At 63.5% G+C, this 26,113-nt stretch carries 26 protein-coding genes and 1 pseudogene; 20 read left to right on the forward strand and 7 right to left on the reverse strand.

Annotated elements, in window-relative coordinates:
- The coding region (locus tag E8E78_RS12355; RefSeq protein ID WP_280312263.1) for a GNAT family N-acetyltransferase at positions 1–359 on the forward strand (359 nt) is incomplete at its 5' end.
- Positions 360–419: 60 nt separating this feature from the next.
- Positions 420–611 (forward strand): annotated as a pseudogene (locus tag E8E78_RS12360) (erythromycin esterase family protein); the annotation flags it as partial.
- 15 nt (positions 612–626) lie between these two features.
- Here the strand turns inward: E8E78_RS12360 and E8E78_RS12365 are convergent.
- From E8E78_RS12365 to E8E78_RS12375, 3 genes are read right to left on the reverse strand one after another with little or no spacing between them, the layout of a single operon-like run.
- Positions 627–1,235, reverse strand: coding sequence for a hypothetical protein (locus E8E78_RS12365; protein WP_280315143.1), 609 nt, complete (start codon positions 1,233–1,235; stop codon positions 627–629).
- Positions 1,236–1,291: 56 nt separating this feature from the next.
- Entirely contained in the window at positions 1,292–2,659 is a 1,368-nt protein-coding gene (locus tag E8E78_RS12370; RefSeq protein ID WP_049277868.1) for an MBL fold metallo-hydrolase, read from the reverse strand.
- Positions 2,650–3,576, reverse strand: coding sequence for a universal stress protein (locus E8E78_RS12375; RefSeq protein ID WP_049277870.1), 927 nt, complete (start codon positions 3,574–3,576; stop codon positions 2,650–2,652). Before E8E78_RS12375 ends, E8E78_RS12370 begins: the two co-directional genes overlap by 10 nt.
- Before the next feature lie 181 nt (positions 3,577–3,757).
- Between E8E78_RS12375 and E8E78_RS12380 the strand changes: the two genes are divergently transcribed.
- Complete coding sequence (locus E8E78_RS12380; RefSeq protein WP_280315138.1) at positions 3,758–4,306, forward strand: GNAT family N-acetyltransferase; 549 nt, start codon at positions 3,758–3,760, stop codon at positions 4,304–4,306.
- 27 nt (positions 4,307–4,333) lie between these two features.
- Here the strand turns inward: E8E78_RS12380 and E8E78_RS12385 are convergent, their stop codons facing one another.
- Positions 4,334–5,260 carry a universal stress protein gene (locus E8E78_RS12385; RefSeq protein ID WP_049277874.1) on the reverse strand — a complete coding sequence of 309 codons (927 nt, stop codon included), beginning with the start codon at positions 5,258–5,260 and terminating at the stop codon, positions 4,334–4,336.
- A gap of 390 nt (positions 5,261–5,650) precedes the next feature.
- Here E8E78_RS12385 and E8E78_RS12390 point away from each other — a divergent pair, with 390 nt between their 5' ends.
- A complete protein-coding gene (locus tag E8E78_RS12390; RefSeq protein ID WP_049277876.1) occupies positions 5,651–6,460 on the forward strand; it encodes a helix-turn-helix domain-containing protein in 810 nt (269 codons plus the stop codon).
- A gap of 64 nt (positions 6,461–6,524) precedes the next feature.
- Here the strand turns inward: E8E78_RS12390 and paaX are convergent, their stop codons facing one another.
- Both paaX and paaY read right to left on the reverse strand, forming a co-directional pair.
- On the reverse strand, positions 6,525–7,448 hold the full coding sequence (gene paaX / locus E8E78_RS12395; RefSeq protein ID WP_016499683.1) for a phenylacetic acid degradation operon negative regulatory protein PaaX: 924 nt from the start codon (positions 7,446–7,448) through the stop codon (positions 6,525–6,527).
- Between the two features lie 77 nt (positions 7,449–7,525).
- The gene (gene paaY / locus E8E78_RS12400) at positions 7,526–8,125 is read right to left on the reverse strand and encodes a phenylacetic acid degradation protein PaaY (protein ID WP_049277877.1); all 600 of its coding nucleotides are present in this window, start codon (positions 8,123–8,125) and stop codon (positions 7,526–7,528) included.
- Between the two features lie 351 nt (positions 8,126–8,476).
- Here paaY and paaF point away from each other — a divergent pair, with 351 nt between their 5' ends.
- The 16 genes from paaF to E8E78_RS12480 all read left to right on the forward strand — a co-directional run bounded on the left by paaF (position 8,477) and on the right by E8E78_RS12480 (position 24,435).
- Positions 8,477–9,250 carry a 2,3-dehydroadipyl-CoA hydratase PaaF gene (gene paaF, locus E8E78_RS12405; RefSeq protein ID WP_049277880.1) on the forward strand — a complete coding sequence of 258 codons (774 nt, stop codon included), beginning with the start codon at positions 8,477–8,479 and terminating at the stop codon, positions 9,248–9,250.
- A 34-nt stretch (positions 9,251–9,284) separates the two neighbouring features.
- Positions 9,285–10,076, forward strand: coding sequence for a 2-(1,2-epoxy-1,2-dihydrophenyl)acetyl-CoA isomerase PaaG (gene paaG / locus E8E78_RS12410; protein WP_049277884.1), 792 nt, complete (start codon positions 9,285–9,287; stop codon positions 10,074–10,076).
- 2 nt (positions 10,077–10,078) lie between these two features.
- Positions 10,079–11,596, forward strand: coding sequence for a 3-hydroxyacyl-CoA dehydrogenase PaaH (gene paaH, locus E8E78_RS12415; RefSeq protein WP_049277885.1), 1,518 nt, complete (start codon positions 10,079–10,081; stop codon positions 11,594–11,596).
- A complete protein-coding gene (gene paaI / locus E8E78_RS12420) occupies positions 11,589–12,029 on the forward strand; it encodes a hydroxyphenylacetyl-CoA thioesterase PaaI (protein ID WP_016499678.1) in 441 nt (146 codons plus the stop codon). Before paaH ends, paaI begins: the two co-directional genes overlap by 8 nt.
- Complete coding sequence (gene pcaF, locus E8E78_RS12425) at positions 12,022–13,242, forward strand: 3-oxoadipyl-CoA thiolase (protein WP_280315131.1); 1,221 nt, start codon at positions 12,022–12,024, stop codon at positions 13,240–13,242. Before paaI ends, pcaF begins: the two co-directional genes overlap by 8 nt.
- A gap of 121 nt (positions 13,243–13,363) precedes the next feature.
- Positions 13,364–14,683 (forward strand): phenylacetate--CoA ligase PaaK, encoded by a 1,320-nt coding sequence (paaK, locus tag E8E78_RS12430; protein WP_059394932.1) that lies wholly within the window; start codon positions 13,364–13,366, stop codon positions 14,681–14,683.
- Positions 14,684–14,898: 215 nt separating this feature from the next.
- A complete protein-coding gene (gene paaA, locus E8E78_RS12435) occupies positions 14,899–15,888 on the forward strand; it encodes a 1,2-phenylacetyl-CoA epoxidase subunit PaaA (RefSeq protein ID WP_049276226.1) in 990 nt (329 codons plus the stop codon).
- Between the two features lie 25 nt (positions 15,889–15,913).
- Positions 15,914–16,195: a 1,2-phenylacetyl-CoA epoxidase subunit PaaB gene (gene paaB, locus E8E78_RS12440; protein ID WP_004374528.1), complete on the forward strand. Its 282-nt coding sequence runs from the start codon at positions 15,914–15,916 to the stop codon at positions 16,193–16,195.
- 8 nt (positions 16,196–16,203) lie between these two features.
- The gene (gene paaC, locus E8E78_RS12445; RefSeq protein WP_049276229.1) at positions 16,204–16,962 is read left to right on the forward strand and encodes a 1,2-phenylacetyl-CoA epoxidase subunit PaaC; all 759 of its coding nucleotides are present in this window, start codon (positions 16,204–16,206) and stop codon (positions 16,960–16,962) included.
- Positions 16,949–17,482 (forward strand): 1,2-phenylacetyl-CoA epoxidase subunit PaaD, encoded by a 534-nt coding sequence (gene paaD, locus E8E78_RS12450; RefSeq protein WP_016499673.1) that lies wholly within the window; start codon positions 16,949–16,951, stop codon positions 17,480–17,482. The genes paaC and paaD overlap by 14 nt, the downstream gene beginning before the upstream one ends.
- Positions 17,483–17,497: 15 nt before the next feature.
- Positions 17,498–18,574 carry a 1,2-phenylacetyl-CoA epoxidase subunit PaaE gene (gene paaE, locus E8E78_RS12455; RefSeq protein WP_049276231.1) on the forward strand — a complete coding sequence of 359 codons (1,077 nt, stop codon included), beginning with the start codon at positions 17,498–17,500 and terminating at the stop codon, positions 18,572–18,574.
- Between the two features lie 169 nt (positions 18,575–18,743).
- Complete coding sequence (locus E8E78_RS12460; RefSeq protein ID WP_016499671.1) at positions 18,744–19,052, forward strand: DUF485 domain-containing protein; 309 nt, start codon at positions 18,744–18,746, stop codon at positions 19,050–19,052.
- Positions 19,049–20,611 (forward strand): cation acetate symporter, encoded by a 1,563-nt coding sequence (locus E8E78_RS12465; RefSeq protein ID WP_049276232.1) that lies wholly within the window; start codon positions 19,049–19,051, stop codon positions 20,609–20,611. The genes E8E78_RS12460 and E8E78_RS12465 overlap by 4 nt, the downstream gene beginning before the upstream one ends.
- Positions 20,612–20,650: 39 nt before the next feature.
- Positions 20,651–21,883 carry an OprD family porin gene (locus E8E78_RS12470; RefSeq protein WP_049276234.1) on the forward strand — a complete coding sequence of 411 codons (1,233 nt, stop codon included), beginning with the start codon at positions 20,651–20,653 and terminating at the stop codon, positions 21,881–21,883.
- A gap of 37 nt (positions 21,884–21,920) precedes the next feature.
- Positions 21,921–23,975 (forward strand): phenylacetic acid degradation bifunctional protein PaaZ, encoded by a 2,055-nt coding sequence (gene paaZ / locus E8E78_RS12475; protein ID WP_049276235.1) that lies wholly within the window; start codon positions 21,921–21,923, stop codon positions 23,973–23,975.
- Between the two features lie 160 nt (positions 23,976–24,135).
- Entirely contained in the window at positions 24,136–24,435 is a 300-nt protein-coding gene (locus E8E78_RS12480) for a hypothetical protein (protein WP_016499667.1), read from the forward strand.
- Positions 24,436–24,467: 32 nt separating this feature from the next.
- Here the strand turns inward: E8E78_RS12480 and E8E78_RS12485 are convergent, their stop codons facing one another.
- The gene (locus tag E8E78_RS12485) at positions 24,468–26,090 is read right to left on the reverse strand and encodes a hybrid sensor histidine kinase/response regulator (RefSeq protein WP_049276236.1); all 1,623 of its coding nucleotides are present in this window, start codon (positions 26,088–26,090) and stop codon (positions 24,468–24,470) included.
- Positions 26,091–26,113 lie beyond the last annotated feature (23 nt).

Below are 26,113 nucleotides of genomic sequence, written 5' to 3' on the forward strand. Positions count from 1 at the left end.
AAGCCATGCTCGACCAGCTGATGAAGGTCGACCAGGATCGCCAGGCGGCCTACGTCGCCCTCGCCCACGTGGATGGCGAATTGCAGGAAGTGGGCATTTCCCGCTACGCCACCGCCAGCGGCAAGGACGAGTGCGAATGTGCCGTTACCGTCATGGACAGCTGGCAGCACCATGGCCTGGGTCGCCTGCTGCTCAAGCACCTGATCGATCATGCCCGGACCAAGGGCTTGCGGCAGATGTATTCGGTCGACGCGGCAGCCAACCATGCGATGCGCGACCTGGCCAAGGCGGCGGGGTTCACCACCGCCGCTGACCCAGATGACCCCAGCCAAGTCATTCACCGGCTCTCCCTGATCTGACCCAGGGCCGCCGCACCCTGACAGGTCAAGGCGCGGCGGCGCGACGACGGGAGTTTTCCCCTGAACGGCCCTTCGAATAAATTGATGGAAAAACTGTACGGCAAGCAGTATCAGGTCGACACTGCCGATATTGCCCCGGTGCTTCATCAGTACGCCGAACCTTTGCCACACCTGGATACGCCAGCATTCGCAGCGCTGTTCGACCGCTACACTGACGCGCGCGTCATCCTGCTGGGCGAGGCAAGCCACGGCCCTCCCCGCATTGCTTCAAGGCGTGTCTGCATGCCCCTCCTCGGGCAACAGATCGAACTGCGCGAGGCAGCGCTGCTCATCAGCGGGGGTCAGCGCCTTCAGGCCGCTCACTTCCTGCATCGGTGTCTCGAACAACGCCAGGCGGATCACCCCATTACGCTGGAGGAAGGTTTGCGCCAGGCAGGTGCACACGGGCTTGCCGACCAACGCTGCAAGCTGCTCATTTTCAGGCACCTGCACCTGTGCCAGCAGGTTGGCCGAGCAGTTTTCCATGATTTGCGCCACGGAGCGCCCGGCCAGCCATACGGTGGCACCGCCCAGCACCGCCAGGAGCAACAGCATGCCCATCAGCACGTTCGATTCCCGGGTGATCGAGCGCAGGAAGGCCAGCCTGGCCTGCCAGCCCGTCTCCTGGCCGTTGAAAATGGCTTTGCCGACCGTGCGTTTCACGCCACGCTGCACGGCCCAGCCCAGCGCCACACACAAGGCCAGCAGGCTCAGGAGCACGGCCGGATCGCGCATGGGCATGCGCCAACTCGGGCTCACGGCACGGTAGACAGACGCCGCTATGAGTAACGTGGCGATGGCCACGATCCAGCCCACGCTGCCCCTGGGCCGGTGCATCCAGGCCCGTAGTTTCGCACGTGCTTGCGTATTCATGACTACCTCCCGCGCCGGGTTCAGCGCACCGGGTCGATGGCAACGGTTTCCTGATATTCCGGCACGCACACCTGCCAGCCCAGCTCCAGGCTGATGCGCCGTCGCAAGGTGTCGGCAGCGTGTGGCTCGCCATGGATGACGTAGGTCTGCTGCGGTGGCCGGGTGAAACCACGCAACCACTCCATGATCTCGTCGGCGTCGGCGTGGGCGGAGAGGTTTTCCATGGCGTGCACCTGCGCCCGGATGGGCACGTCTTCGCCCTGCAGGCGTACGCTGTGGGCGCCAGCGACGATATCAGCCCCGCGCGTGCCTCCCGCCTGAAAACCGGAGAACAGGATGCTGTTGCGCGGATTGGGGGCCAGCGCCTTCAGGTGGTGCAGCACCCGACCACCGGTGGCCATCCCACTGGCGGCAATGATCACCGCCGGCTCGCGCAGCTGGTCAAGGTGGCGGGACTCATCGACCGTGCGGATGATCCGTGTGCCCTTGCACATCGCCGCACACTCCGCCGCCGGTAGCCGATGTTGATTGCGAAACTGCTGATACAGGGCCGTGGCATCGGTGGCCATCGGGCTGTTCAGGTACACCGGGATATCCGGGATCAGCCGGTCACGCTTGAGCTTGTAGAGGTAATACATCAGCAGCTGGGCGCGCCCGACAGCGAATGAAGGAACCAGGACGATGCCATGGCGCAGGAGTGTCTGGTTGATGACCTGGGCCAGATACTCCTCGATCGATTCTGTCGGGTGCTTGCGATCACCGTAGGTGGACTCCACAAGCAGCACATCCGCCGTACGGACCAGCTCCGGTGCCCGCATGATCGGGTCTTGCGGCCTGCCCAGGTCACCCGAGAAGACCAAGGTCTGGCCCTGCGCACTGACCTGCACAGTCGCCGCGCCCAGGATATGGCCAGCCGTGCGCAGCAGCAGGTCCATGCCCTCGGCAATCGGCGTTGCCTGATGCAGCTCCACCGGGCGCAATAGTGCCAGCGCCTGTTTGGCATCCTGCTCGGTATAGAGCGGCCGCGCCGGGGTGTGCTTGGAATAACCGTGGCGATTGGCATGTTCGGCCTGCTCCTCCTGCAGCCGAGCGCTGTCGAGCAGGAGCACTTCAGCCAGGGCGCAGGTTGCCGGCGTGGCATAGATCGGTCCGCTATAGCCTTCCCTGGCCAATACTGGAAGGTAGCCACTGTGGTCGAGATGGGCGTGGGTCAGCACGACTGCATCCAGCGCCCGCAGTGCCGAAGGCAAGGGTTCCCAGTTGCGCAGGCGCAATTGCTTGTAGCCCTGGTACAGCCCGCAGTCTACCAGTATCCGCGTGCGGTCGCGGGTCAACAGGAATTTGCTGCCGGTCACCGTCCCGGTGCCGCCGAGAAAGGTCAGTTGCATGGCCAAGGCTCCTGGGTTTCGAACACATGAGGATGGACCGCGAGCACGCTGCACGGCGGATGGCCGACCATGCGTTCAGTAGTGTCGCCCAGCAGCTTGTCCAGCCCTTTGGGCTGCACCACGCCCATCACCACGGCGTCGACTTCAAGTGCCACGACCTGTTCGCGTATCACCTGCACCGAGCCGCCCTCCACGAAGTGTCGGCGGTCCGGCGCCACACCTTCTGCCTCTGCCAAGGCGTTGAAGGGTTCCTGCAGCGCCGCGCGCAGCTCGTCGATCCACGCCTCGGTGACGTTCATGTCCGCGGCGAACACACCGGCCAGGTTGTAGGCCGACAGCAGATGCAACGCAGCATCGCACTGCAGTGCCAACGCCTGGGCGACGCGAATCAGCCCTCGATTAAACCGTTCCTGAACCTCTGGCGTCTCGCTGAAACAGGTATCCACGGCGACCAGAACGCGCCGAGGCAATGAAACGGCCGCTTTGGGCACGAAGAGGGTGAGCCCCTTGAAACCTCGCATCAGCGCACTGTCCAGCGGGGTACCGAACAGCCGCGCCAGGGTCGACGCGGATTCGCTGTCCTTGATCACCAGGTCCGGCTGCAGTTCGCTGATGTAGGCGATGGCCTCGCTGCGGATATCGACGGCGGCAAGGCTGTCGACCGTCAGTATCACACCGCTGCCGCGGTGCCGGTCGGCCAGCGCCCGCAGTTGCACGCAGTAGTGGTCGTACTGGCGTTTGATATCAGCCTCGTTCAGGCGCTCTTCGCGCAGCAGGTGCTCCTCGCTCGGCTCGAACAACCCCAGCACATGCACGCTGGCGCCGCTGACATGCGCCAGCGCCAGCCCACTGCGCAGCGCGGCTGAATGGGGATCGACTTCGGTAAGCAGCACCAGCAATTGTCGAAACTGACCCATGATGAACCTCCGGGGCTTGCGCGGCTGGGATGTGTTGAGGGAATTTTCCGAACGCTGGCGCGCTGGCGTTTGATGCAGATCAGAAACTGGTGATTCGGCCCGAACTTGACGATTGTCAGAATTGCGGCGGCGCGCCACGTTACAACGGCTTCAGGCATCTATCCGGGTAACGGGAGGCACCATGAACACGCAGCAGAGTGAACAGCCGAACGCCTGCGAGCACTGGGTCGAAAAGCTTGATGACGGTACGCCTGTGCTGATCCGCCCGCTGCGCGAGGAGGATCACGACCGGGACAAGCGTTTTCTCAGCACGATCGCCTACGAGTCTCGGCGCTTGCGCTTCATCGCCGGGCTCAGTGGCGGCCTGCCCAGCCTGGACCCGCAAGGGATGCCGGTCGACTATCACCAGCGCATAGCCTACATCGCGCTGGCGCACGTCGACGGTTGCCTGCAGCAAATTGGCGCCAGCCGTTACGCCGGCATACCGGGCAGCCTGAGCTGCGAATGTACGGTAGCGGTGCGTGAAGACTGGCAGCGCAAAGGCCTGGGTGCGCGCTTGCTGCGGCACCTGCTCGGCGCGGCGCGGCGCAGTGGCTTTGAGTGGATGATTTCCAGGGACCTGGCGAACAATTACGCCATGCACCGGCTGACCAAGGGGCTGGGGTTCAGCTCACGCTACCTGGGCGGCGATGTCAGCGAGATTCTCCACGAACTGGACCTGCGGGCCTGAAAACAAGGCCCTTGCGGGCCTTGTACCTCACCACTGGGAATGCTCGGGGGAAATCACCAGCACACTGCTGGACAAGCGATGCAACACCCGCTCGGCAGTACTGCCGATGAACCAGCCGATGCCATGGTGGTGATAACTGCCCATGACCAGTATGTCGATATCATTGTTGTCCATGAACACGGCCAGGGCTTTGGCCGGGTCGCCGATGCGCATGTGGCGGTGCTCGGCGGCAATGCCATTGCGCTCGGCAAGGGCCTGGAAGGCGTCGCTCTGTGCTTCGTGTAGCGTCCGGGCGACGTTGGAATCGAACAGGAACGAATGCGCCCGGCTGCCGCCCGCGTCCAGGTACATGGAACCCAGGTCGTAGGCATACAGCAATTCGATCTGCGCGCTGCACTGCAGGGCCAGTTTCAGCGCCTCACTGATGATCTGGTCGTTGAAGCCTTCGAACTGATCCTCGGGCCTGGACAGGTCCACCGCCGCCAGGATCCTGCGCGGTAACGCATGGCTGGCCTTGTGCACCAGATGCAGCGGTATGCGGGTTTCGCGCAGCAGCTGGATATCCAGGTTGGTGAACATGGCACGCGCCCACCAGGGCTCATGCTCGAACTCCTTGATCAGCAGGGCGAACGGCTGTTCGCGCAGGTGCACCAGGATCTCGTTCAAGGGATGTTGCACCCACACCACTTCAGTGGTGACTGTGACGCCGTTGCGCCGCATCGGCTGCGCCTGGTTTTCCAACCACTCCCGGTGTTGCTGCACATAACCTTCGCGCATCACCGCCAGCGCCTGGTCATTGACCAGGCCCGCCGTGGCAAGCCCTTCCACATAATCGAAAGCCACGATGTGCAGCGCCATGCCCTTGGCCTTGGCCAAGGCTGCGGCTCGGTCGTAGACGGGGGTTCGGCGCATCAGGGGCGATGCGATCAACAGCAGTCTTTGCGGGGTTTCCATGGCACACCTCGACGGTTGCGATACGTAACCGAAGCATCGTTTACCGGTGCTTTGCGGACTTGACGTTTGTCAACTGACGCCCCAATGGACCAACGGTATTTCCCACAGCACAAAAACTTGACGAGGATCAACGTATCGCCGATTGCCGGGCGCACGCTACGCCCATATCAACAACAATTTCCAGCCCCGGAGGCGTGCCATGGCCCTAATGAAAGCAGCGGTGTTCGTCGAAAAAGTGGCGATCACCCCCTGGCCCTCGCGCACTGGATGCAGGGACCCCTTTGTTTGCATCGTTCCGCAGTTTTCTTGCCCATGCATGCTCTTGGACTGGTCACCCCGCCCAGTTGCGCAGACTCGGGCTGATTTCCGATGCGCGAAGGAGGCCTGAACATGTCTGGCCAACTGAAAGTCACGCTGCTCGAACAGCCTGCTTCGCCTCCGGTTCACCTGAAACCGCTGGCGACGCTGTGCCGTGATTGTCGGGTCAGCGGCTTGTGCCTGCCCACCGGTTTGCCCCTGCACGACAATAGCTGCCTGGGCTCGCTGATCGGGCCGCGCATGCGCATCCGCAAAGGCACGGCGCTGTTCAATGCCAATGATCCCTTGACCATGCTCTATGCCGTGCGCTGCGGCAGTTTCAAGACCAGCCTCAACAGCGTCGAGGGCCAGGGTGTCGTGATCAACTTCTGGATGCCGGGCGACGTGCTCGGGCTGGATGCCATCGCTACCGATCACCATGTCTGCGACGCGATCGCCCTGGAAGATAGCGAAGTCTGCCCGGTCCCCTATCGTCGCCTGCAAGCGCTGGCGCGCGACTTTCCGGCCTTGCAACAAAGCCTGAACCGCTTGATGAGCCGGGAGATCGTACGTGAACACGAGCGCGTGCTGATGTTGTGCAACCTCACCGCCGAACAGCGCCTGGCCAGTTTTCTGATCGGGCTGTCCCGGCGCTTCGTCAACCGTGGCTACTCCGCCCATGGCTTCATGTTACGCATGTCGCGCGAGGACATAGCATCCTACCTGGGCCTGCGCCTGGAGACCGTATGCCGATCGGTCGCCCGCTTGCGTGCGCAAGACGTCGTCAGCCTGCACGGCAGGCTGGTGGAAATACTCGACATGCCAGCATTGATGGCGTTCGAGCAAGGCGGCCTTGACGGTGAACGCAAGCACTCCCCGAAAGCACCATGCTCGACACCCTGAAGCCCTGCCGCCGCCGGGCTGAGAACCTTCGCCATCACCGACCTGCAGGGTGTAGCATTTTTGTTCAGGCCAGCCCGCCAAAGCGCTGGTAGAAGCCCTCGTTCACATCCGGCAAAGGCCCGTCGGCCGTCTCCAGCGCCGCATTCAGCCACTCCTCTGCCTTGGCAAACACCAGCCGATACAGGTTGCGGCACAACTGTCGCGCGGCCCTTCCCTCCCAATCCCCTGGCAGCAGCTCGTCTGGCAGTTGCGGGTCGCGCAACAGCAGGCGGCGGTACTCGTGAATCAGCAGGGTGCGCGCCAGGAAACAATCTTGCGCATCGAGCAGTTGCTGCTCTTTCAGGCTCTGCCACAGCGGCCTGAACAGCTGGATGAACTCGCTGTACTGCTGCCCCAGCTCATCGATACGCCAGCTCTCCCGCACCTGGGCGCGCATGGCCTTGGACGCGAGCACTTCCTGGGTGTGGGTTTCGAAGACGATACTGTCGTCGCTGGCTTCCAGGTCACGCAAGGTTGCGGTCAGATCAGCGCGGTCTGCCCGTGGGCAGCCAAGCAGGTTCGGCGCCATAACGCCAAACCCCTGCCATTCCAGCTCTTCACGCAAGGCCTTGCGTTTGCCGGCCTCAAGCTGCGACAGCAACACCAGCGTCCAGGCGCCATCCCAGGCCGGTTGGCTCGGGCTGTAGACACGTTTGAAGGCTTTTTCGAAACGGCGGCGGCCAGTGCCCGTCAGGCTGTAGTAACTGCGTCGGCCAACTTTTTCAGCGGTGAGCCAACCCTCTTTGGTGAGGCGAAAGATCGACGTGCGGATCAGTCGTTCGTTGATGCCGATCGGCTCCAGCAGGTTGATCAGGCTACCCAGCCAGACGGTCCCCCCATGGGGCTCGATGGCATCGCCGTACAAGGTGATGATCAGTGAGCTGGCGCGGATTGGCGTCTGCTCCTGAAAGCGAGTGATCAGGTTGTTCAGTGGGGCAAGATTGCTCATGGGCGAACTGTGCGCGGATAAAGCACCGACTATACCTGTGCGGCGGGCCGCCTGACCATTGCGTGACGCTACCAGGCTCATGCCGAAGCCTGGCCTTTGGGCCGTACACCGGTATCTTCCATGCGCGGGCGCCCTGGTTCGGCTTCGGCCAATGGCGGGCATTCGACCATGCTGTTCATGCAGCGCTGCGCCAGGTGCTGATACTCCGCAGTACCGCGCTGCTTCCAGGCCAACTCCTGTTCGCTCAAGGGCCGTTTGACCTGGGCCGGCGACCCCATCACCAGGCTCTGCGCTTCACATGCGAAGCGGGCTTTGACGAACGCCGTCGCCGCGACGATGCAGCGTGGTGCGACATGGGCGCCATCCATCACCACAGCGTTCATGCCGATCAAGGCGTCCTCGCCCACTTTGCAGCCGTGCAACACCGCGCCATGACCAACATGCCCGTTTCGTTCGACCACCGTGTCGCCACCCGGAAAACCATGCATTACACAGGTGTCCTGCAAGTTGGCGCCCTCTTCCAGCACGATGCGGCCGAAATCACCCCTGAGCGATGCCAAGGGCCCTATGTAGCAACGTGGGCCGACGATGACGTCGCCAATCAGTACTGCGCTTGGGTGCACGTAGGCTGTGGGGTGAACCACAGGCGTCAAGCCGTCCAGTCGATAGCAAGGCATGAAAGCTCCAGAAATGATTTGAAATGGCACCCGATCTTGTATCAAAAAATATTTCGTCGTCAATCGGCGTAGTCGTGTATCGCTTTCTCATGGCTAAGATCCTCCTGAAAACCTAGCAAAAAAATCAGCAATCTCGCCATTATCAGCGCTGAATACGGCATTTGCACTGCACGACAGCAACACTATCATTGACGCTATGAGATACACGAAACAATTTTCGATGTTGCATTTCCGTATCACGTAATGCATATACTCACCCCACCTGGTCGTGATCCATCGTCACGCCCCTGCAAACAATTCCAAGAAATGCCGGCCCACGATGTGCCGTGCGTGCAGCCAGAGGAACCCGACATGCCGCGATATCTCGACGTGCAGGCGCCGGAAAACGGCGTTCAGCTCATTACCCTGCAACGGCCCGAGGCACTGAATGCCCTGTGTACCGAGTTACTGGCAGAGCTGGCCACTGCGCTCGACGCAGCCGCCCGGGATGACCAGATAGGCGCTGTTGTGCTCACCGGCAGCCGCAAGGCGTTCGCCGCAGGCGCTGACATCCGCGAAATGGCAGAGCGCGACCTGGTCGGCATCCTCAACGACCCTCGAGTAGCCCACTGGCAACGCATCGCCGCCTTTGCCAAGCCGCTGATTGCTGCGGTCAACGGCTACGCCCTGGGTGGCGGTTGCGAATTGGTGATGTGTGCCGACATCGTCATCGCCGGCAGCGACGCCCGCTTCGGCCAGCCGGAGATCAACCTCGGCATCATCCCCGGTGCTGGCGGCACACAGCGCCTGTTGCGTGCCGTCGGCAAGCCGCTGGCCATGCAGATGGTGCTGACCGGCGAAGCCATCACCGCCCGTCACGCCCAGCAAGCCGGCCTGGTCAGCGAAATAACCCAGCCCGAATTCACCGTAGAACGCGCCATGCAGATCGCCCGCAACATCGCCGCCAAGGCGCCGCTGGCAGTGCGCCTGGCAAAAGAGGCGCTGCTCAAGGCCGGTGATACCGACCTGGCCAGTGGCCTGCGCTTCGAACGCCATGCATTCACCCTGCTGGCCGGCACCGCCGACCGTGACGAAGGCATTCAGGCCTTTCAGGAAAAGCGCCCGGCGCGCTTCCAAGGCCGCTGATCATTTACCCCTCGACTGACGGAGCGAGTCTGTCATGACTTTCCAGCACATCCTGTTTTCCATCGAGGACGGCGTGGCCTTCCTCTCCTTGAACCGCCCCGAGCAGCTGAACAGCTTCAACGCCGCCATGCACCTTGAAGTGCGCGAAGCCCTCAAGCAAGTTCGCCAGAGCAGTGATGCACGGGTGCTGTTGCTGACGGCTGAGGGCCGCGGCTTTTGCGCCGGCCAGGACCTGTCCGACCGTAACGTCGCCCCAGACGCCGAGGTGCCAGACCTGGGCGAATCGATCGACAAGTTCTACAACCCGTTGGTGCGCACCCTGCGCGACCTGCCGCTGCCGGTGATCTGTGCGGTAAATGGTGTGGCCGCCGGCGCCGGTGCCAACATCCCACTGGCCTGCGACCTGGTGCTGGCCGGGCGATCGGCCAGCTTCATTCAGGCATTTTGCAAAATCGGCCTGGTGCCGGACTCTGGTGGTACCTGGTTGCTGCCGCGCCTGGTCGGCATGGCGCGGGCTAAAGCACTGGCCATGCTGGGCGAGCGGCTTGGTGCCGAACAGGCCCAGCAATGGGGGCTGATCCACCGCGTGGTGGACGATGCCGCCCTGCGCGACGAAGCCCTCACCCTCGCTCGCCAGCTCGCCAGCCAGCCCACCTATGGCCTCGCGCTGATCAAGCGCAGCCTCAATGCCAGTTTCGACAACGGCTTCGATGAACAACTGGAACTCGAGCGCGACCTGCAACGCTTGGCCGGGCGCAGCGAGGACTACCGTGAAGGCGTGAGCGCCTTCATGAACAAGCGCACACCCGCATTCAAGGGGCGCTGAACATGGGCGCACTCGCAAGCACAGTGCAAGTAGCGGTGATCGGTGCCGGTGCCATGGGCGCCGGCATCGCCCAGGTCGCCGCCCAGGCCGGTCACCCGGTAAAGCTTTACGACAACCGCCCGGGGGCTGCCGCCCAGGCAGTGGCCGGTATAGAACGGCAACTCGCCCGGCTCGTGGAAAAAGGCAAGCTGCGGGCCGTAGAGCGCGAAATGATCAGCCTTCGGCTATGCCCGGTCGACACGCTCGAAGCATTGGCTGATGCCGGCCTGGTGATCGAAGCCATCGTCGAGAACCTGCAGGTCAAGCAGGCGCTCTTCAGCCAGCTAGAAGCCCTGTGCACGGCTGATTGCATAATTGCCAGCAACACTTCGTCGCTGTCCATTACCAGCCTGGCTGCAGGCCTTGCACGCCCGCAGCAGGTGGTGGGCATGCACTTCTTCAACCCGGCACCGCTGATGGCGCTGGTCGAGGTGGTGTCAGGCCTGGCAACCGAACCGGCCGTGGCCGCGTGTATCTACGACACCGCCCAGGCCTGGGGCAAACAGCCGGTGCACACGCGCTCGACACCGGGCTTTATCGTCAACCGTGTGGCACGGCCTTTCTATGCCGAGAGCCTGCGCCTGCTACAGGAAGGAGCAGCGGACTGCGCCAGCCTTGATGCGCTGCTTCGCGATGCGGGTGGTTTCCGCATGGGGGCGTTCGAGCTTACCGACCTGATCGGCCACGACGTCAACTACGCCGTTACGTGCTCAGTGTTCGATGCGTTCTATGGGGACTTCCGCTTCCAGCCTTCACTGGTGCAAAAAGAGCTGGTGGATGCCGGCCGCCTCGGCCGCAAGACTGGGCAAGGCTTCTATAGCTACGCCGAAGGCGCCGAGCGCCCTGCACCGGTCGAATTGCACAGCTCCACCAAGGCCGAAGCCTGCGTTATCGAGGGGCAACTGGGTGTACTTCAGCCACTGGTCGAGCGCCTGCGCCAGAACGGCATCGTCGTGACCCAGCGTGCCGGTAGCGGCGTGATCCAGGTCGGTGATGCCACCCTGGCATTGTCCGATGGCCGCCTCGCCAGCCAGCGCGCCCGTGAAGATGGGCTGCGCAACCTGGTGCTGCTCGATCTCGCGCTGGACTACAGCATTGCCTCGCGGATTGCCATCAGCTGGTCGGGCGATACCACCGAAAGCGCCCGCGACCAGGCGGTGGCCCTGCTGCAGCGGGCCGGCCTCAAGGTCACTGCGGTCGCCGACCTGCCCGGCCTGGTGGTACTGCGCACAGTGGCAATGCTCGCCAACGAAGCCGCTGATGCAGTGCTGCAGGGCGTCGGCAGCGCCGCCGACATCGACCTGGCCATGCGCGCCGGTGTCAATTACCCCTGCGGCCCGCTGGCCTGGGCGACGAACATCGGTATTGCCCACACCCTGCGCGTGCTCGACAACCTGCAGCGCAGCTATGGCGAGAGCCGCTACCGCCCTTCCCTGTTGTTACGTCGCTGCGAGGCCAAAGGAGGCACCCTGCATGACTGAACTCGAACTGGCACACGCCTGTGCCGACGCCATGTATGCCCGCGACCCGGCCACTCAGGGCCTGGGCATCAGCCTGCTGGATGCCGGCCCGGGCCGGGCAAGCCTGCGTATGACGGTACGCGCCGACATGATCCAGGGCCACGGCACGTGCCATGGCGGGTTCCTCTTCGCCCTGGCCGACTCGGCGTTTGCTTTTGCCTGTAACAGCTATGACCAGGCCACCGTGGCGCTGGGCTGCAGCATTGACTACCTGGCCCCGGCGTTGCGCGATGACGTGCTCACCGCCGACGCCAGCGAGGTCAGCCGCAAAGGCCGCACCGGCCTGTACGACGTGCGCATCCACAACCAGCGCGGTGAGCTGGTGGCGATGTTCCATGGCAAATCCTACAAAGTGCGCGGCACCGTGCTGGCGCAGGAGACACAACATGACTGAACCCACCCTCGCCGATGCCTTGATCATCGACGCCGTGCGCACCCCCATCGGCCGCTATGCCGGGGCCTTGAGCGGCGTACGTGCCGACGACCTCGCCGCCATCCCACTGAAGGCCTTGATCCAGCGCCACCCCGAGCTTGACTGGAAAGCGATCGACGACGTGATCCTCGGCTGTGCCAACCAGGCCGGCGAAGACAACCGCAACGTGGCGCACATGGCCAGCCTGCTGGCCGGGCTGCCGATGGAAGTGCCCGGGACCACGATCAACCGACTGTGTGGTTCGGGCCTGGACGCCATCGGCAACGCGGCCCGCGCCCTGCGCTGCGGTGAAGCCGGGCTGATGCTGGCTGGCGGCGTAGAGTCGATGTCGCGTGCGCCATTCGTGATGGGTAAGTCGGAGCAGGCGTTCGGCCGCGCAGCGGAGTTGTTCGACACCACCATCGGTTGGCGCTTCGTCAACCCACTGATGAAGGCTGCCTACGGCACCGATTCGATGCCGGAAACCGCCGAGAACGTGGCTGAACAGTTTGGCATTTCCCGCGTCGATCAGGATGCCTTCGCCCTGCGCAGCCAGCACAAGGCGGCTGCAGCTCAGGCCTGCGGCCGCCTGGCGCAAGAAATCGTACCGGTCGAGATCCCGCAGCGTAAAGGACCGGCCAAACGGGTGGAGCACGGCGAGCATTTGCGCGGCGACACGACGCTGGAACAACTGGCCCGCCTCGGCACGCCATTCCGTGAGGGCGGCAGCGTCACCGCCGGCAATGCCTCCGGCGTCAACGACGGCGCCTGTGCCCTGCTGCTGGCCAGCAGCGCCGCTGCCCGGCGCCATGGCCTGAAAGCCCGCGGCCGTATCGTCGGCATGGCGGTGGCCGGGGTTGAGCCGCGGCTGATGGGCATCGGCCCGGTACCCGCAACCCGGAAGGTGCTTGAGCTTACGGGATTGTCGTTGGCCGACCTCGACGTCATCGAACTCAACGAAGCGTTCGCCGCCCAGGGCTTGGCAGTGTTGCGCGAGCTGGGCCTGGCCGACGACGACCCCCGGGTCAACCGCAACGGCGGAGCCATCGCCCTCGGCCATCCGCTGGGCATGAGTGGTGCGCGGCTGGTTACAACCGCCCTCCACGAGCTGGAAGCAACCGCCGGGCGCTATGCCCTTTGCACCATGTGCATCGGGGTTGGCCAAGGCATAGCCATGGTCATCGAGCGCCTCTGAGCGGATCAGACCATCAGCCTGTTACCGAACCGAACGCAGCCGTATATGCTGCGCTCATGACACTCACCGCGTGGCTTGCAACCGCTGGCGCGCGGCGTACAAGAACAATTCGAGTGAAGCCATGAACATGTACCATGATGCCGACCGTGCCCTGTTGGACCCGATGGAAACCGCCAGTGTCGACGCCCTGCGCCAGCACCAGCTGGAGCGCCTGCGCTGGAGCCTGAAGCACGCCTACGACAATGTGCCGCTGTACCGCCAGCGCTTTGCCGAATGCGGCGCCCACCCCGACGACCTCACGTGCCTGGAAGACCTGGCGAAGTTCCCCTTCACCGGCAAGAACGACCTGCGCGACAACTACCCCTACGGGATGTTCGCCGTCCCCCAGGAAGAGGTGGTGCGCCTGCATGCTTCCAGCGGCACCACCGGCAAGCCGACGGTGGTCGGTTACACCCAGAATGACATCAACACCTGGGCCAATGTCGTGGCGCGCTCGATCCGTGCGGCCGGCGGGCGCAAGGGTGACAAAGTGCATGTTTCCTACGGCTATGGGCTTTTCACTGGCGGGCTTGGTGCGCACTACGGCGCCGAGCGCCTGGGCTGTACGGTAATCCCGATGTCGGGTGGCCAGACCGAGAAGCAGGTGCAGCTGATCCGCGACTTTCAGCCCGACATCATCATGGTCACACCGTCCTACATGCTCAACCTGGCCGACGAGATCGAGCGCCAGGGCATCGACCCGCATGACCTCAAGCTACGCCTGGGAATTTTCGGTGCCGAACCTTGGACCGATGAACTACGTCGCTCGATCGAGCAGCGCCTGGGCATCAATGCCCTCGACATCTATGGTTTGTCGGAAATCATGGGCCCCGGGGTGGCCATGGAATGCATCGAAACCAAGGACGGCCCGACCATATGGGAAGACCACTTCTACCCCGAAATCATCGACCCGGTCACCGGCGAAGTATTGCCAGACGGTCAGCTGGGCGAACTGGTGTTCACCTCGCTAAGCAAAGAGGCGCTTCCGATGGTGCGCTACCGCACCCGTGACCTCACCCGCCTGCTGCCCGGCACCGCCAGGCCGATGCGGCGGATCGGCAAGATTACCGGGCGCAGTGACGACATGCTGATCATTCGCGGCGTCAACGTGTTCCCGACCCAGATCGAGGAACAGGTATTAAAAATAAAACAGCTTTCCGAGATGTATGAGATTCATTTGTATCGCAATGGCAACCTGGACAGCGTAGAGGTGCATGTAGAGTTGCGTGCGGAGTGCCAGCACCTCGATGAAGGCCAGCGCAAGCTGGTTATCGGGGAGCTGAGCAAACAGATCAAGACCTACATCGGCATCAGCACCCAGGTGCACCTGCAGGCTTGCGGCACGCTCAAGCGTTCCGAGGGCAAGGCGTGCCACGTGTACGACAAACGGTTGGCCAGCTGATTCATTCGGCTGCCTCTTCGGCCCCGGCATAGTCCGGGGCTTTTTTTTGCGTTTTATGCGCGCTTGCAGGTGCCGCGCAACCCCTGTGGCAGCGGGTTTACCTGCGAAGAGGTCGAAAAGCGATACACAAATCTTATTTGATACACCTAAAACTGTTTGACGTTGTGTTTTGTATCGCTTACAAATGACTCATGCCTTAGCAGGAGTCGCAGCACATGTACGCACAGCTAGTGGAAACCGGAGTCAAGCGCGTAAAGTCGCTGGAAGAAATGTCCCCCGAGGAACGCAACTTCCAGGAAAAGATCGACGCCGAAATCAAGATCGAAGCCAAGAACTGGATGCCCGAGGCCTACCGCCAGACCTTGATCCGGCAGATTTCCCAGCACGCCCACTCGGAAATCGTCGGCATGCTGCCCGAAGGCAACTGGGTCACCCGCGCGCCTAGCCTCAAGCGCAAGCTGCAACTGATGGCAAAGATCCAGGACGAGGCCGGCCACGGCCTGTACCTGTACAGCGCCATGGAGACCCTGGGCGCCGACCGCGACGAGGAGATCGCCAAGCTGCACAGCGGCAAGGCGAAGTATTCGAGCATCTTCAACTACCCCACCCTCAGCTGGGCCGACATGGGCGCAGTGGGCTGGCTGGTGGATGGGGCCGCTATCGTCAACCAGGTGGTGCTGCAGCGCACCTCCTATGGCCCCTACTCCCGCGCAATGGTTCGTATCTGCAAGGAAGAGAGCTTTCACCAGCGCCAGGGCTACGAAATCCTCCTGACCATGATGCGTCACGGCACACAGGCCCAGCGCGACATGGTCCAGGACGCGATCAATCGCCTGTGGTGGCCATCGCTGATGATGTTCGGCCCCAGCGACGAACACTCCCCGAACAGCGCACAGTCCATGGCCTGGAAGATCAAGCGCCAGACCAACGATGAACTGCGCCAGCGTTTCATCGACCAGACCGTGCCGCAGCTCGAACTGCTCGGCTGCACCGCCCCCGACCCTGAACTGAAGTGGAACGCCGAGCGCGGTCACTACGACTTCGGCGAAATCCAGTGGGACGAGTTCTACGAAGTGATCAAGGGCAACGGCCCGTGCAACCAGGAACGTGTCGCCACCCGCCGCAAGGCCATCGAGGACGGCGCCTGGGTACGCGAGGCCGCCGTGGCCTACGCGCGCAAGCAACAGAACAAGAACGCCGCCTGAGCGGCGATTGATGCGGAGATCGAAAATGTCTGTCTGGACCCTCTACGAAGTGTTCGTGCGCAGCAAGCACGGCCTTAACCACAAGCATGTCGGCAGCGTGCACGCCGCCGACGCCGCCATGGCCATCGAAAATGCCCGCGAGCTGTACACCCGCCGCAGCGAGGGCGTCAGCCTGTGGGTAGTGCCTTCGGCGCTGATCACCGCCTCCTCCCCCGACGAGAAAGACCCGCTGTTCGCTCCTTCGGACGACAAGGTCTACCGCCATGCCAGCTTCTACGAGCTGCCCGATGAAGTCGGACACATGTGAGGTTGGTCATGCACAACGAAGCCCTGATCCCTTACCTGTTGCTGCTCGGCGACAGTGCCCTGGTCCAAGGCCAGCGCCTCTGCGAATGGTGTGGCCACGCCCCTGCCATCGAAGAAGAGCTGGCCCTGATGAACGTTGGCCTGGACCTGGTCGGCCAGGCCCGCAACTGGCTGGAATACGCAGCCGAACTGCTTGACGACGGTCGCGACGCCGACGCCCTGGCCTTCCGCCGAGACGAGCGCGCCTACCGCAACCTGCTGCTGGTCGAGCAACCCAACGGTGATTTCGCCGTGACCATGACCAAGCAGTTCCTCTACGACGCCTGGCACTTCGCCGTGCTACAGGGCCTGGTCGGGTCCCGCGACGAGCGTATCGCCGGTATCGCCGCCAAGGCACTCAAGGAAGTCACCTACCACCTGCGCCGTTCCAGCGAGTGGGTACAGCGTATGGGGGGCGGTACAGAACAAAGCCGCCAACGCATGCTCGCCGCCATTCCGGCACTGTGGCGCTTCACCGTCGAACTGACGGCCGCCAGCGACAACGAGGTGCGGTTGGCCGAAGCGGGTATTGCCGCTGCCCCGGCAACTGTGGGTGCCGCGTGGCTCAAACAGGTGAGCGAGACTTTCGCTTCGGTCGAGCTGCCGCTGCCCAAGGCTGCCAGCCACTTCTACCTGGACAGTCGCAAAGGCCTGCACACCGAGCACCTGGGCCTGCTGCTGGCCGAGATGCAGTTCCTGCCAAGGGCTTACCCCGATGCAACCTGGTGAGCTGATTGCCGGCGACCGTGGCGCGCGGCCGCCACGCGGCGACGACCTGGCCCGGGCCTGGGAGGTCCTTGCCCAGGTCATGGACCCGGAAGTACCTGTGGTCAGCGTGGTCGACCTGGGAATAGTCCGCGACCTCGACTGGCGCGCCGGCCACCTGCACCTGGTGGTCACGCCGACCTACTCCGGCTGCCCGGCCACCGAGGTGATCGAGGGTGATATCCGCCAGGCGCTGGAGCAGGCGGGCTTCCCCGCACCGGATCTTGAGCGCCGGTTGACCCCGGCCTGGAGCACCGACTGGATCAGCGAGCTGGGCCGCGAGCGCCTGCGCCTCTACGGCATCGCTCCGCCGCAAGGCAGCGCCAGCAAGCGCAGCCTGCTAGGTGAAACACCCCAGGTGTGCTGCCCGCAGTGCGGCAGCGCCCATACCGAATTGCTCAGCCAGTTCGGCTCCACCGCTTGCAAGGCGCTGTACCGCTGCCGCGAGTGCCTGGAGCCGTTCGACTATTTCAAATGCATTTGAGCCGTGGAGAACGCCATGAGCCAGTTTCACAGCCTGACCATCAAGCAAGTGCGCAACGAAACCCGTGATGCGGTTTCGATTGCCTTCGACGTGCCCGAGCACCTGCAGGCGCAGTTCCGCTTTACCCAGGGCCAGTACCTGGTCATGCGCACGCAGCTGGACAACGAAGAGGTCCGCCGCTCTTACTCTATCTGCAGCGCCGTGCAGGACGGCGAGCTGCGCGTGGCCGTCAAGCGCGTGCCAGGCGGGCGTTTCTCGGCGTTTGCCAATGAAGTGCTCAAGGCCGGCCAGCAACTGGAGGTGATGCCGCCAGCGGGCAGCTTCTTCGTGCCGCTGGACGCTGCCCGCCAGGGCAATTACCTGGGCGTGGCCGCTGGTAGCGGCATTACCCCAATCCTGTCGATTATTGGCACCACCCTGGACAGTGAGCCGCACAGCCGCTTCACCTTGCTGTACGGCAACCGCTCCAGCTCTGGCGCGCTGTTCCGCGACAAGCTCGAAGACCTGAAAAACCGCTACCTCGACCGGCTGAACCTGATTTTCGTGTTCAGCCGCGAGCAGCAGGATGTCGACCTGTACAACGGTCGCATCGATGCGGACAAATGCGGCCAGCTGTTCTCCCGTTGGCTGGATGTGCCAGGCCTGGACGCCGCCTTCATCTGCGGCCCCCAGGCGATGACCGAAACCGTGCGTGACAGCCTGCAGGCCAATGGCCTGGGCAAGGAGCGCATTCATTTCGAGCTGTTCGCCGCCGCCGGCAGCGAAACCCGCCGCGAAGCCCGTGAGGCCGCGCGCCAGGTGGATTCCGCGCTCAGCCACATCACCGTGATCAGCGACGGCCGTGCCCTCACCTTCGACTTGCCACGCAACACCCAGAACGTGCTGGACGCTGGCAATGCCATCGGTGCGGAACTGCCCTACTCGTGCAAGGCCGGCGTGTGCTCGACCTGCAAATGCCGGGTGATCGAGGGGGAAGTGGAAATGGACAGCAACCATGCCTTGGAAGACTACGAAGTGGCAGCCGGGTATGTGCTGTCGTGCCAGACCTACCCGGTGAGCGACAAGGTGGTGCTCGACTTCGACCAGCTTTAAGACCGCCCCGCCTGCTTCGCGGGCGCGCCCGCTCCCACAGGCACCGCACAAAGGCTGAGGACAACATCCTCCCTGTGGGAGCGGGCATGCCCGCGAAGAGGCCCTTTGCAATACCGCAACACCCGCGTGACCTCAACAAAACAATTACAAAACCAAGAGATCGCTTGCCATGACACCCGAACGCATAGAAAGCATCGCCAACCACCCCGATTTCCAACACCTGGTGCGGCGTAAACGCCGCCTCAACGGCAGCCTGACCCTGGCCATGCTGGTGATCTACTACGGCTTCGTCCTGTTGGTGGCGTTCTCTCCCAGCACGCTTGGCCAATCCCTTAGCGGCGGTGTGACCACAGTCGGCATGCTGGTGGGGGTGCTGATGGTGCTGCTGTCCTTCGCCCTGACCGGCATCTACGTACACCGCGCCAACAATGTGCTCGACCCGCTCAACGAAAAGGTCAAGCAGGAGTGCGCACAATGAACTGGACCGCCATCTCGATGTTCATGGTGTTCGTCTGCTTCACCCTGCTGGTCACCCGCTGGGCGGCCTTGCGCACCCGTTCGGCCAGCGACTTCTATACCGCCGGTGGGGGCCTGACCGGCATGCAGAACGGCCTGGCGATTGCCGGCGACATGATCAGCGCCGCCTCCTTCCTGGGCATTTCCGCGATGATGTTCATGAACGGCTATGACGGCCTGTTGTATGCCCTGGGCGTGCTGGCCGGCTGGCCGATCATTCTGTTCCTGATCGCCGAACGCCTGCGCAACCTGGGCAAGTACACCTTTGCCGACGTAGTCAGTTACCGCCTGGCACAAACCCCGGTGCGCCTGACTTCGGCGTTCGGCACCCTGGTCGTGGCGCTGATGTACCTGGTGGCGCAGATGGTCGGCGCCGGCAAGCTGATCGAGCTGCTGTTCGGCATCAGCTACCTGTACGCCGTGATGCTGGTCGGTGTACTGATGGTTGCCTATGTCACCTTCGGCGGCATGCTCGCCACCACCTGGGTGCAGATCATCAAGGCGGTGATGTTGCTGTCGGGCACCAGCTTCATGGCCTTCATGGTGCTCAAGCACTTCGGCTTCAGCACCGAAGCCATGTTCGCCAGCGCCGTCGCCGTGCATGCCAAGGGCCAGGCCATCATGGCCCCGGGGGGCTTGCTGTCCAATCCGGTGGATGCCATTTCCCTGGGCTTGGGCATGATGTTCGGCACCGCCGGCCTGCCGCATATCCTGATGCGCTTCTTTACCGTCAGTGACGCCAAGGAAGCCCGCAAGAGCGTGTTCTACGCCACTGGTTTCATCGGTTACTTCTACCTGCTGCTGATCGTCATCGGCTTTGGTGCCATCGTGATGGTCGGCACCGAGCCGTCCTACCGCGACGCGACCGGTGCAATCATTGGCGGCGGCAACATGATCGCCGTGCACCTGGCCCAGGCTGTCGGTGGCAACCTGTTCCTTGGCTTCATCTCCGCTGTGGCCTTTGCCACCATCCTGGCCGTGGTCGCCGGCCTGGCGCTGTCCGGCGCATCGGCGGTCTCCCACGACCTGTATGCCTGCGTGATCCGCCAAGGCAAGGCCACCGAGCAGGAAGAAATGCGCGTATCGCGTATCGCCACCCTGCTGATCGGCCTGCTGGCGGTGCTGCTTGGCCTGATGTTCGAGTCGCAGAACATCGCCTTCCTGTCCGGCCTGGTGCTGGCGGTGGCTGCCTCGGTCAACTTCCCGGTACTGCTCCTTTCGATGTTCTGGAAGGGCCTGACCACTCGCGGCGCGGTGTGCGGCAGCATGGCCGGCCTGGCGTCGGCGGTGCTGCTGGTGGTATTGGGCCCGGCAGTGTGGGTCAACGTGCTGCATCACGAGAAAGCGCTGTTCCCGTACAGCAACCCGGCGTTGTTCTCCATGAGCCTGGCATTCCTCAGTGCGTGGGTGTTCTCGGTTACCGACAGCTCCGAACGTGCCAGTGAAGAACGAGGCCGCTACCTGGCCCAGTTCATCCGCTCCATGACCGGTATCGGCGCTGCCGGCGCCAGCAAGCACTGACCTCAAGGACGAACAACCATGTCGGGTAAAACAACAACAATGAACCGCACTCACTTCATGTCAGCTGCCTGCCTGGCCACCCTTGCGTTGCCAGTGCCGGCGATGGCCGACTTCATCGGCGACAGCCACGCACGCCTGGAGCTGCGCAACCACTACATCAACCGCGACTTTCGCCAGAGCAACGCCCCGCAGGCCAAGGCAGAGGAATGGGGCCAGGGCTTTACCGCCAAGCTGGAGTCCGGCTTCACCGAGGGCCCGGTCGGCTTTGGCGTTGACGCCATGGGCCAGCTGGGTATCAAGCTCGACTCCAGCCGCGACCGCCGCAATACCGGGCTGCTGCCCTTCGGCCCGAACAGCCACGAACCGGTTGATGATTACAGCGAACTGGGCCTGACCGGCAAAATCCGCGTGTCCAAAAGCACCCTGCGCCTGGGCACCTTGCAGCCAATCTTGCCGGTGGTGGTCTACAACGACACCCGCCTGCTGGCGTCCACCTTCCAGGGCGGCCTGCTGACCAGCCAGGATGTCGATGGCCTGACCTTCAACGCCGGCCGCCTGACCAAGGCCAACCTGCGCGACTCCTCGGGCCGCGACGACATCGGCTACGGCGCTGCCAGCAGTGACCACCTGGACTTTGGCGGTGGCAGCTACGCCATCACCCCGCAAACTAGCGTCAGCTACTACTACGCCAAGCTCGAAGACATCTACCGCCAGCAGTTCGTCGGCCTGATCGATACCCGCCCCTTGAGCGAAGGCGTGAGCCTGCGCAGCGACCTGCGCTACTTCGACAGCCGCAACGACGGCGCCGAGCGTGCCGGCAACATCGACAACCGCAACTTCAACGCCATGTTCACCCTGGGCGTGCGCGCGCACAAGTTCACCGCCACCTGGCAACAAATGTCCGGCGACAGTGCCTTCCCGTTCGTCAACGGCGGCGACCCGTTCACCGTCAACCTGGTGACCTACAACACTTTCACCCGCGCCGGGCTGGACTCCTGGCAAGTGCGCTATGACTACGACTTTGTCGCGATGGGCATCCCCGGCCTGAGCTTCATGACCCGCTACACCGACGGCCGCCACGCCGAAACCGCCACTGTCAGCAATGGCCGCGAGCGCGAGCGCGACACCGACATCACCTACGTCATCCAGAGCGGCCCGTTCAAGGACGTGAGCCTGCGCTGGCGCAACGTCACCTTCCGTTCCGGCAATGGCCTGACCAACGCCGTGGACGAAAACCGCCTGATCATCGGCTACACCCTGGCGCTGTGGTAACAGCGCCCCCTTAAATTTGAACAGCATGGAGAACAGCATGTCTGCCGCCCCTACCCTGCAAAGCTTCATCGCCGGCCGCTGGCTCGGCCAGCACGGCGCCCAGGCCCTGCGCAGCGCCCTTGACGGCCACGTACTGGCCTACAGCCACGAAGAGCGCCCGGACTTCGCCGAAGCCGTCGACTTCGCCCGTGCTCGCGGCCTGGCCAGCCTGATGGCCATGGACTTCCAGCAACGCGCTGCACGCCTGAAAGCGCTGGCCCTGTACCTGGCCGAACGCAAGGAGCAGCTGTACACCCTGTCGCACCATAGCGGCGCCACCCGTGCCGACAGCTGGATCGACATCGAAGGCGGCAACGCCACGTTGTTCGCCTATGCCGGCATCGGCAGCCGCGAGCTGCCGTCGGGCAACCTGGTGCACGAGGGCCCGGCCATCCCGCTGGGCAAGCAAGGTCACTTTGCCGGTAGCCACATCCTGGTGCCGCGCGCCGGGGTGGCGGTGCACATCAACGCCTTCAACTTCCCCATCTGGGGCATGCTGGAAAAGTTCGCCCCGACCTTCCTGGCGGGCATGCCGTGCATCGTCAAGCCGGCCACTTCCACCAGCTACCTGACCGAAGCCGTCGTACGCCTGATGAACGCCTCCGGCCTGCTGCCAGAGGGCAGCCTGCAACTGGTGATCGGCAGCACCGGCGACCTGCTCGACCGCCTGCAAGGCCAGGACGTGGTGACCTTCACCGGTTCCGCCGATACCGCCGCCAAATTGCGCGTCACCCCGAACCTGATACGTAATTCGGTACCGTTCACCGCCGAAGCCGACTCGCTGAACTGCGCCATCCTCGGCCCGGACGTAACGCCAGACAGCGAAGAGTTCGACCTGTACATCAAGGAGGTGGTGCGTGAAATGACCACCAAGGCCGGGCAGAAGTGCACCGCCATCCGCCGCGCCATCGTGCCGGCCAAGCACATCGACGCAGTTGCCACGCGCTTGCGCGAGCGGTTGAGCAAGGTGGTAGTGGGTGACCCGTCGCTGGAAGGCGTACGCATGGGCGCCCTGGCCTCTCACGACCAGCAGCACGACGTGGCCGAGCGGGTGCGCAGCCTGCTAAACAGTTGTGATCAGCTGTTCGGCGCCAGCGATGGCTTTGCTCCGCGTGGCGAGGGCGTGGCCGAGGGTGCATTCTTTGCCCCAACCCTGCTGCAGGCCCGCGACCCGCATGCCGAAGGCGGCGCCCACGATATCGAAGCGTTCGGCCCGGTCAGCACGCTGATGGCCTATGAGGATCTCGACGAAGCTTTGGCGCTGGCCGCGCGAGGCAAAGGCAGCCTGGTGGCGACACTGGTCACCGCCGACCGCAGCATCGCTGCCAAGGCCATTCCGGTGGCGGCTGCCTGGCATGGCCGCCTGCTGGTACTCGACAGCGAAGCCGCCAAGGAATCCACCGGCCACGGCTCGCCTCTGCCGCAGCTCAAGCATGGCGGCCCGGGCAGGGCCGGTGGCGGCGAAGAGCTGGGTGGCTTGCGCGCGGTCAAGCACTACCTGCAACGCGCCGCCGTACAGGGCTCGCCAAGCATGCTTACGGCAGTCACGGGCGAATACGTACGCGGCGGTGAAGTGATCGAGACCGAAGTGCACCCGTTCCGCCGCTACTTCGAGCAGCTGCGCATCGGTGAATCCCTGCTCACCCATCGCCGCACCGTCACCGAAGCAGATCTGGTCAACTTCGGCTGCCTGTCGGGTGACCACTTCTACATGCACTTCGACGAAATCGCCGCCAAGCAATCGCAGTTCGGTAAACGCATTGCTCACGGCTATTTCGTTCTGTCGGCAGCTGCCGGCCTGTTCGTATCGCCTGGCGCCGGGCCAGTACTGGCCAACTATGGCCTGGACACCCTGCGTTTCATCAACCCGGTGGGCATCGGCGATACCATTCAGGCGCGCCTCACCTGCAAGCGCAAGATCGACCAGGGCAAGACCAGCCCGCTGGGCCAGCCGCAGGGTGTGGTGGCGTGGGATGTAGAGGTGACCAACCAGCTGGGTGAGCTGGTAGCCAGCTATGACATCCTGACCTTGGTGCTGAAACAGCCTGAGTGACTTGTTGACCTCGCGTGCCTCTTCGCGGGTACATCGGACCGCGAAGAGGCACGCACAGGTTACATAAAGGCCAAGGGCCACCTCGTACATCTGCCCTAATCGCCCACCTCGTCCCTCGGCGTTATAGTCCAGCGATAACAACGCCAAGGAAGCTCCCATCATGCACGCCCTCAAGCTCGTCCTCAGTGCCGCCCTCCTTGCCGGCGTCGCCGGCTGCCAGACCATCAAACCCTCCGAAGACACGCTCAAGCAGCGCACCGAGTTCATTCTGAACACCAAGGTTTCCAATGTCGCCGACGTGCGCAGTGACAGCACCATCACCTACTACACCGCCACCACCGCCAAAGGCCGGTACGAGTGCCAGATGCCCAGCGGTGGCATCGTCGCGGTCGCCGGCATGGGCCTGTACGAGCCCACGCCCTCCTGCATGAAGGAAGGCCAGGCGATCATCCTGCAATAACCCACGCACAACCCCTGCGCCCTTGCGCCGGTCTAAAGCGCCGGCGCCGCAGGCTCCTCGCGCAATGCGCGCAGGGCCGCACGCAGTTCAGCTGGGCGTACCGGCTTGGAAAGCACGGCGATATTGCGCTCATGCACCGCTGCCTGAATCTTCTCCGGGTCGTGCCCGGTCATGATCAACGCGGGTACGTCCCAGCCGCGCTGGGCCCGCAACCGGTCGATGCAGTCGACCCCGGTTGCCTCCTGCCCCAAGTCATAATCGGCAACGATCACTTCACAATCACTGCTCAAACCAGCAGGCGAACTGTGCGCCTCTACTTCACACCCCCAGCGCTGCAGCAGCGCCGAGGTCGCCCGCAGCACATTGTGGTCGTCTTCCACCAGGCATACCCGCAAGCCGCCAAGCAGGCCGGCCGCTGCCGGCGAGCGCTCGCCCACAACCAGGGCTGGCTGAGCGCTGAGGCGCGGCAAGCCTTGCAGGCTGACCGCCGTGCCGTGGCCTGGCCGCGAACGCAGCTTTACTTTCAGGCCCATCAGATGCCCAAGCCGCCGCACAATCGACAAACCCAGGCCCACACCCTCGACATCGTTGTCGCGTACCTGGCGTACCCGGTAGAACTCTTCGAACACCAACCGCTGATGTGCTTCGTCTATGCCTCGCCCCTGGTCATAAACGACGATGGCAAGGCCTTCGCCGCAGCGCCGTACCGCCAGCAGCAGCGGGCGATGCGCCGCATATTTGAAGCAGTTGGACAGTACGTTCTGCACCATGGTCGTCAGCATGCCGCGGTCGGTGCACGTCCAGTACGCGCAGGGCCGCAAGCGTATCTCCACCCCGGCCCAGCGGGCGGGCTCGGTGTTCTGACGCACCAGCTCCGCCAGAAATCCGGCCAGGGCGAATGTCTCGCTGCGCGGTTGCACGCGCCCGTTGTCCAGGGTGTAAAGGTCGAGAATCGAGCGAAAAAGCTGCGATACATTGAGCAGCGAGCGGTCGATGCTATCCACCAGTCGCCGCTCCTCTTCGCCCAGCTGCGCCTCGCGCAGGCATGCCGTGAACAGGCCGATAGAGTGAATCGGTTGGCGCAGGTCGTGGCTGGCCTGCGCCAGGAAGCGGGATTTCTCGCGGTTGGCCGCCGCAGCCTGTTCAGAGGCCTTGCGCGTGCGCTCCAGCAGCAGGTGCGCATACACCGGGATGACCGTGCTGGTGGTAAGCAACATCAACACCATGAACGGGTTGGCCTGCCAGTAAGGCGTGATCTGGTACACCACCAGCAACGCCGCCAGCGCCAGCACCGTGGCAATCGCCAGGTAGCGCGAGCCGAAGCGCATGCCGTTGCCCAGGTTCACCCACACCATCACCGCATAGATCGGCAACGCCGCCTCGCCACCTACCACCAGGCCGAAGCAGGTACCGGTGTAGTCATGCACCATCCCCAGTACCCGTCGCCAAGGGTAATTCCCGGGCCAACGGGCAATGGCCTGGCGCAAACCGATGGACACCAGCACAAAGGTGACGATGTAGTAGATGACCGGCAGATAAGGGGCAGGCGAACTGCCCGGCAGAAAGCCCAGCACGGTCATGTAGACCAGCGCACAGCAGGCAACGATCACGCGCAGGTTGGCTTGATCGAGTTCGTTGTTCTTGTCCAGGTCCATGACCAGCCTCCCTGTGCACGGGG

The organism is Pseudomonas sp. BN505 (assembly GCF_029873175.1).
In the GTDB taxonomy this organism is placed as follows: Bacteria; Pseudomonadota; Gammaproteobacteria; order Pseudomonadales; family Pseudomonadaceae; genus Aquipseudomonas; species Aquipseudomonas putida.

Excerpts from the sequence above, each read along its gene's own strand:
- E8E78_RS12375 (WP_049277870.1), bottom strand. The coding sequence starts at position 3,576 with ATGGGTCAGTTTCGACAATTGCTGGTGCTGCTTACCGAAGTCGATCCC.
- paaA (WP_049276226.1), top strand. The coding sequence starts at position 14,899 with ATGTACGCACAGCTAGTGGAAACCGGAGTCAAGCGCGTAAAGTCGCTG.
- paaX (WP_016499683.1), bottom strand. The coding sequence starts at position 7,448 with ATGAGCAATCTTGCCCCACTGAACAACCTGATCACTCGCTTTCAGGAG.
- E8E78_RS12480 (WP_016499667.1), top strand. The coding sequence starts at position 24,136 with ATGCACGCCCTCAAGCTCGTCCTCAGTGCCGCCCTCCTTGCCGGCGTC.
- E8E78_RS12385 (WP_049277874.1), bottom strand. The coding sequence starts at position 5,260 with ATGGAAACCCCGCAAAGACTGCTGTTGATCGCATCGCCCCTGATGCGC.
- E8E78_RS12380 (WP_280315138.1), top strand. The coding sequence starts at position 3,758 with ATGAACACGCAGCAGAGTGAACAGCCGAACGCCTGCGAGCACTGGGTC.
- paaC (WP_049276229.1), top strand. The coding sequence starts at position 16,204 with ATGCACAACGAAGCCCTGATCCCTTACCTGTTGCTGCTCGGCGACAGT.
- paaG (WP_049277884.1), top strand. The coding sequence starts at position 9,285 with ATGACTTTCCAGCACATCCTGTTTTCCATCGAGGACGGCGTGGCCTTC.
- paaZ (WP_049276235.1), top strand. The coding sequence starts at position 21,921 with ATGTCTGCCGCCCCTACCCTGCAAAGCTTCATCGCCGGCCGCTGGCTC.
- paaK (WP_059394932.1), top strand. The coding sequence starts at position 13,364 with ATGAACATGTACCATGATGCCGACCGTGCCCTGTTGGACCCGATGGAA.
- pcaF (WP_280315131.1), top strand. The coding sequence starts at position 12,022 with ATGACTGAACCCACCCTCGCCGATGCCTTGATCATCGACGCCGTGCGC.
- E8E78_RS12370 (WP_049277868.1), bottom strand. The coding sequence starts at position 2,659 with ATGCAACTGACCTTTCTCGGCGGCACCGGGACGGTGACCGGCAGCAAA.
- paaD (WP_016499673.1), top strand. The coding sequence starts at position 16,949 with ATGCAACCTGGTGAGCTGATTGCCGGCGACCGTGGCGCGCGGCCGCCA.
- E8E78_RS12470 (WP_049276234.1), top strand. The coding sequence starts at position 20,651 with ATGAACCGCACTCACTTCATGTCAGCTGCCTGCCTGGCCACCCTTGCG.
- paaE (WP_049276231.1), top strand. The coding sequence starts at position 17,498 with ATGAGCCAGTTTCACAGCCTGACCATCAAGCAAGTGCGCAACGAAACC.
- paaI (WP_016499678.1), top strand. The coding sequence starts at position 11,589 with ATGACTGAACTCGAACTGGCACACGCCTGTGCCGACGCCATGTATGCC.
- E8E78_RS12390 (WP_049277876.1), top strand. The coding sequence starts at position 5,651 with ATGTCTGGCCAACTGAAAGTCACGCTGCTCGAACAGCCTGCTTCGCCT.
- paaF (WP_049277880.1), top strand. The coding sequence starts at position 8,477 with ATGCCGCGATATCTCGACGTGCAGGCGCCGGAAAACGGCGTTCAGCTC.
- E8E78_RS12460 (WP_016499671.1), top strand. The coding sequence starts at position 18,744 with ATGACACCCGAACGCATAGAAAGCATCGCCAACCACCCCGATTTCCAA.
- paaY (WP_049277877.1), bottom strand. The coding sequence starts at position 8,125 with ATGCCTTGCTATCGACTGGACGGCTTGACGCCTGTGGTTCACCCCACA.
- E8E78_RS12365 (WP_280315143.1), bottom strand. The coding sequence starts at position 1,235 with ATGCACCGGCCCAGGGGCAGCGTGGGCTGGATCGTGGCCATCGCCACG.
- E8E78_RS12485 (WP_049276236.1), bottom strand. The coding sequence starts at position 26,090 with ATGGACCTGGACAAGAACAACGAACTCGATCAAGCCAACCTGCGCGTG.
- E8E78_RS12465 (WP_049276232.1), top strand. The coding sequence starts at position 19,049 with ATGAACTGGACCGCCATCTCGATGTTCATGGTGTTCGTCTGCTTCACC.
- paaH (WP_049277885.1), top strand. The coding sequence starts at position 10,079 with ATGGGCGCACTCGCAAGCACAGTGCAAGTAGCGGTGATCGGTGCCGGT.
- paaB (WP_004374528.1), top strand. The coding sequence starts at position 15,914 with ATGTCTGTCTGGACCCTCTACGAAGTGTTCGTGCGCAGCAAGCACGGC.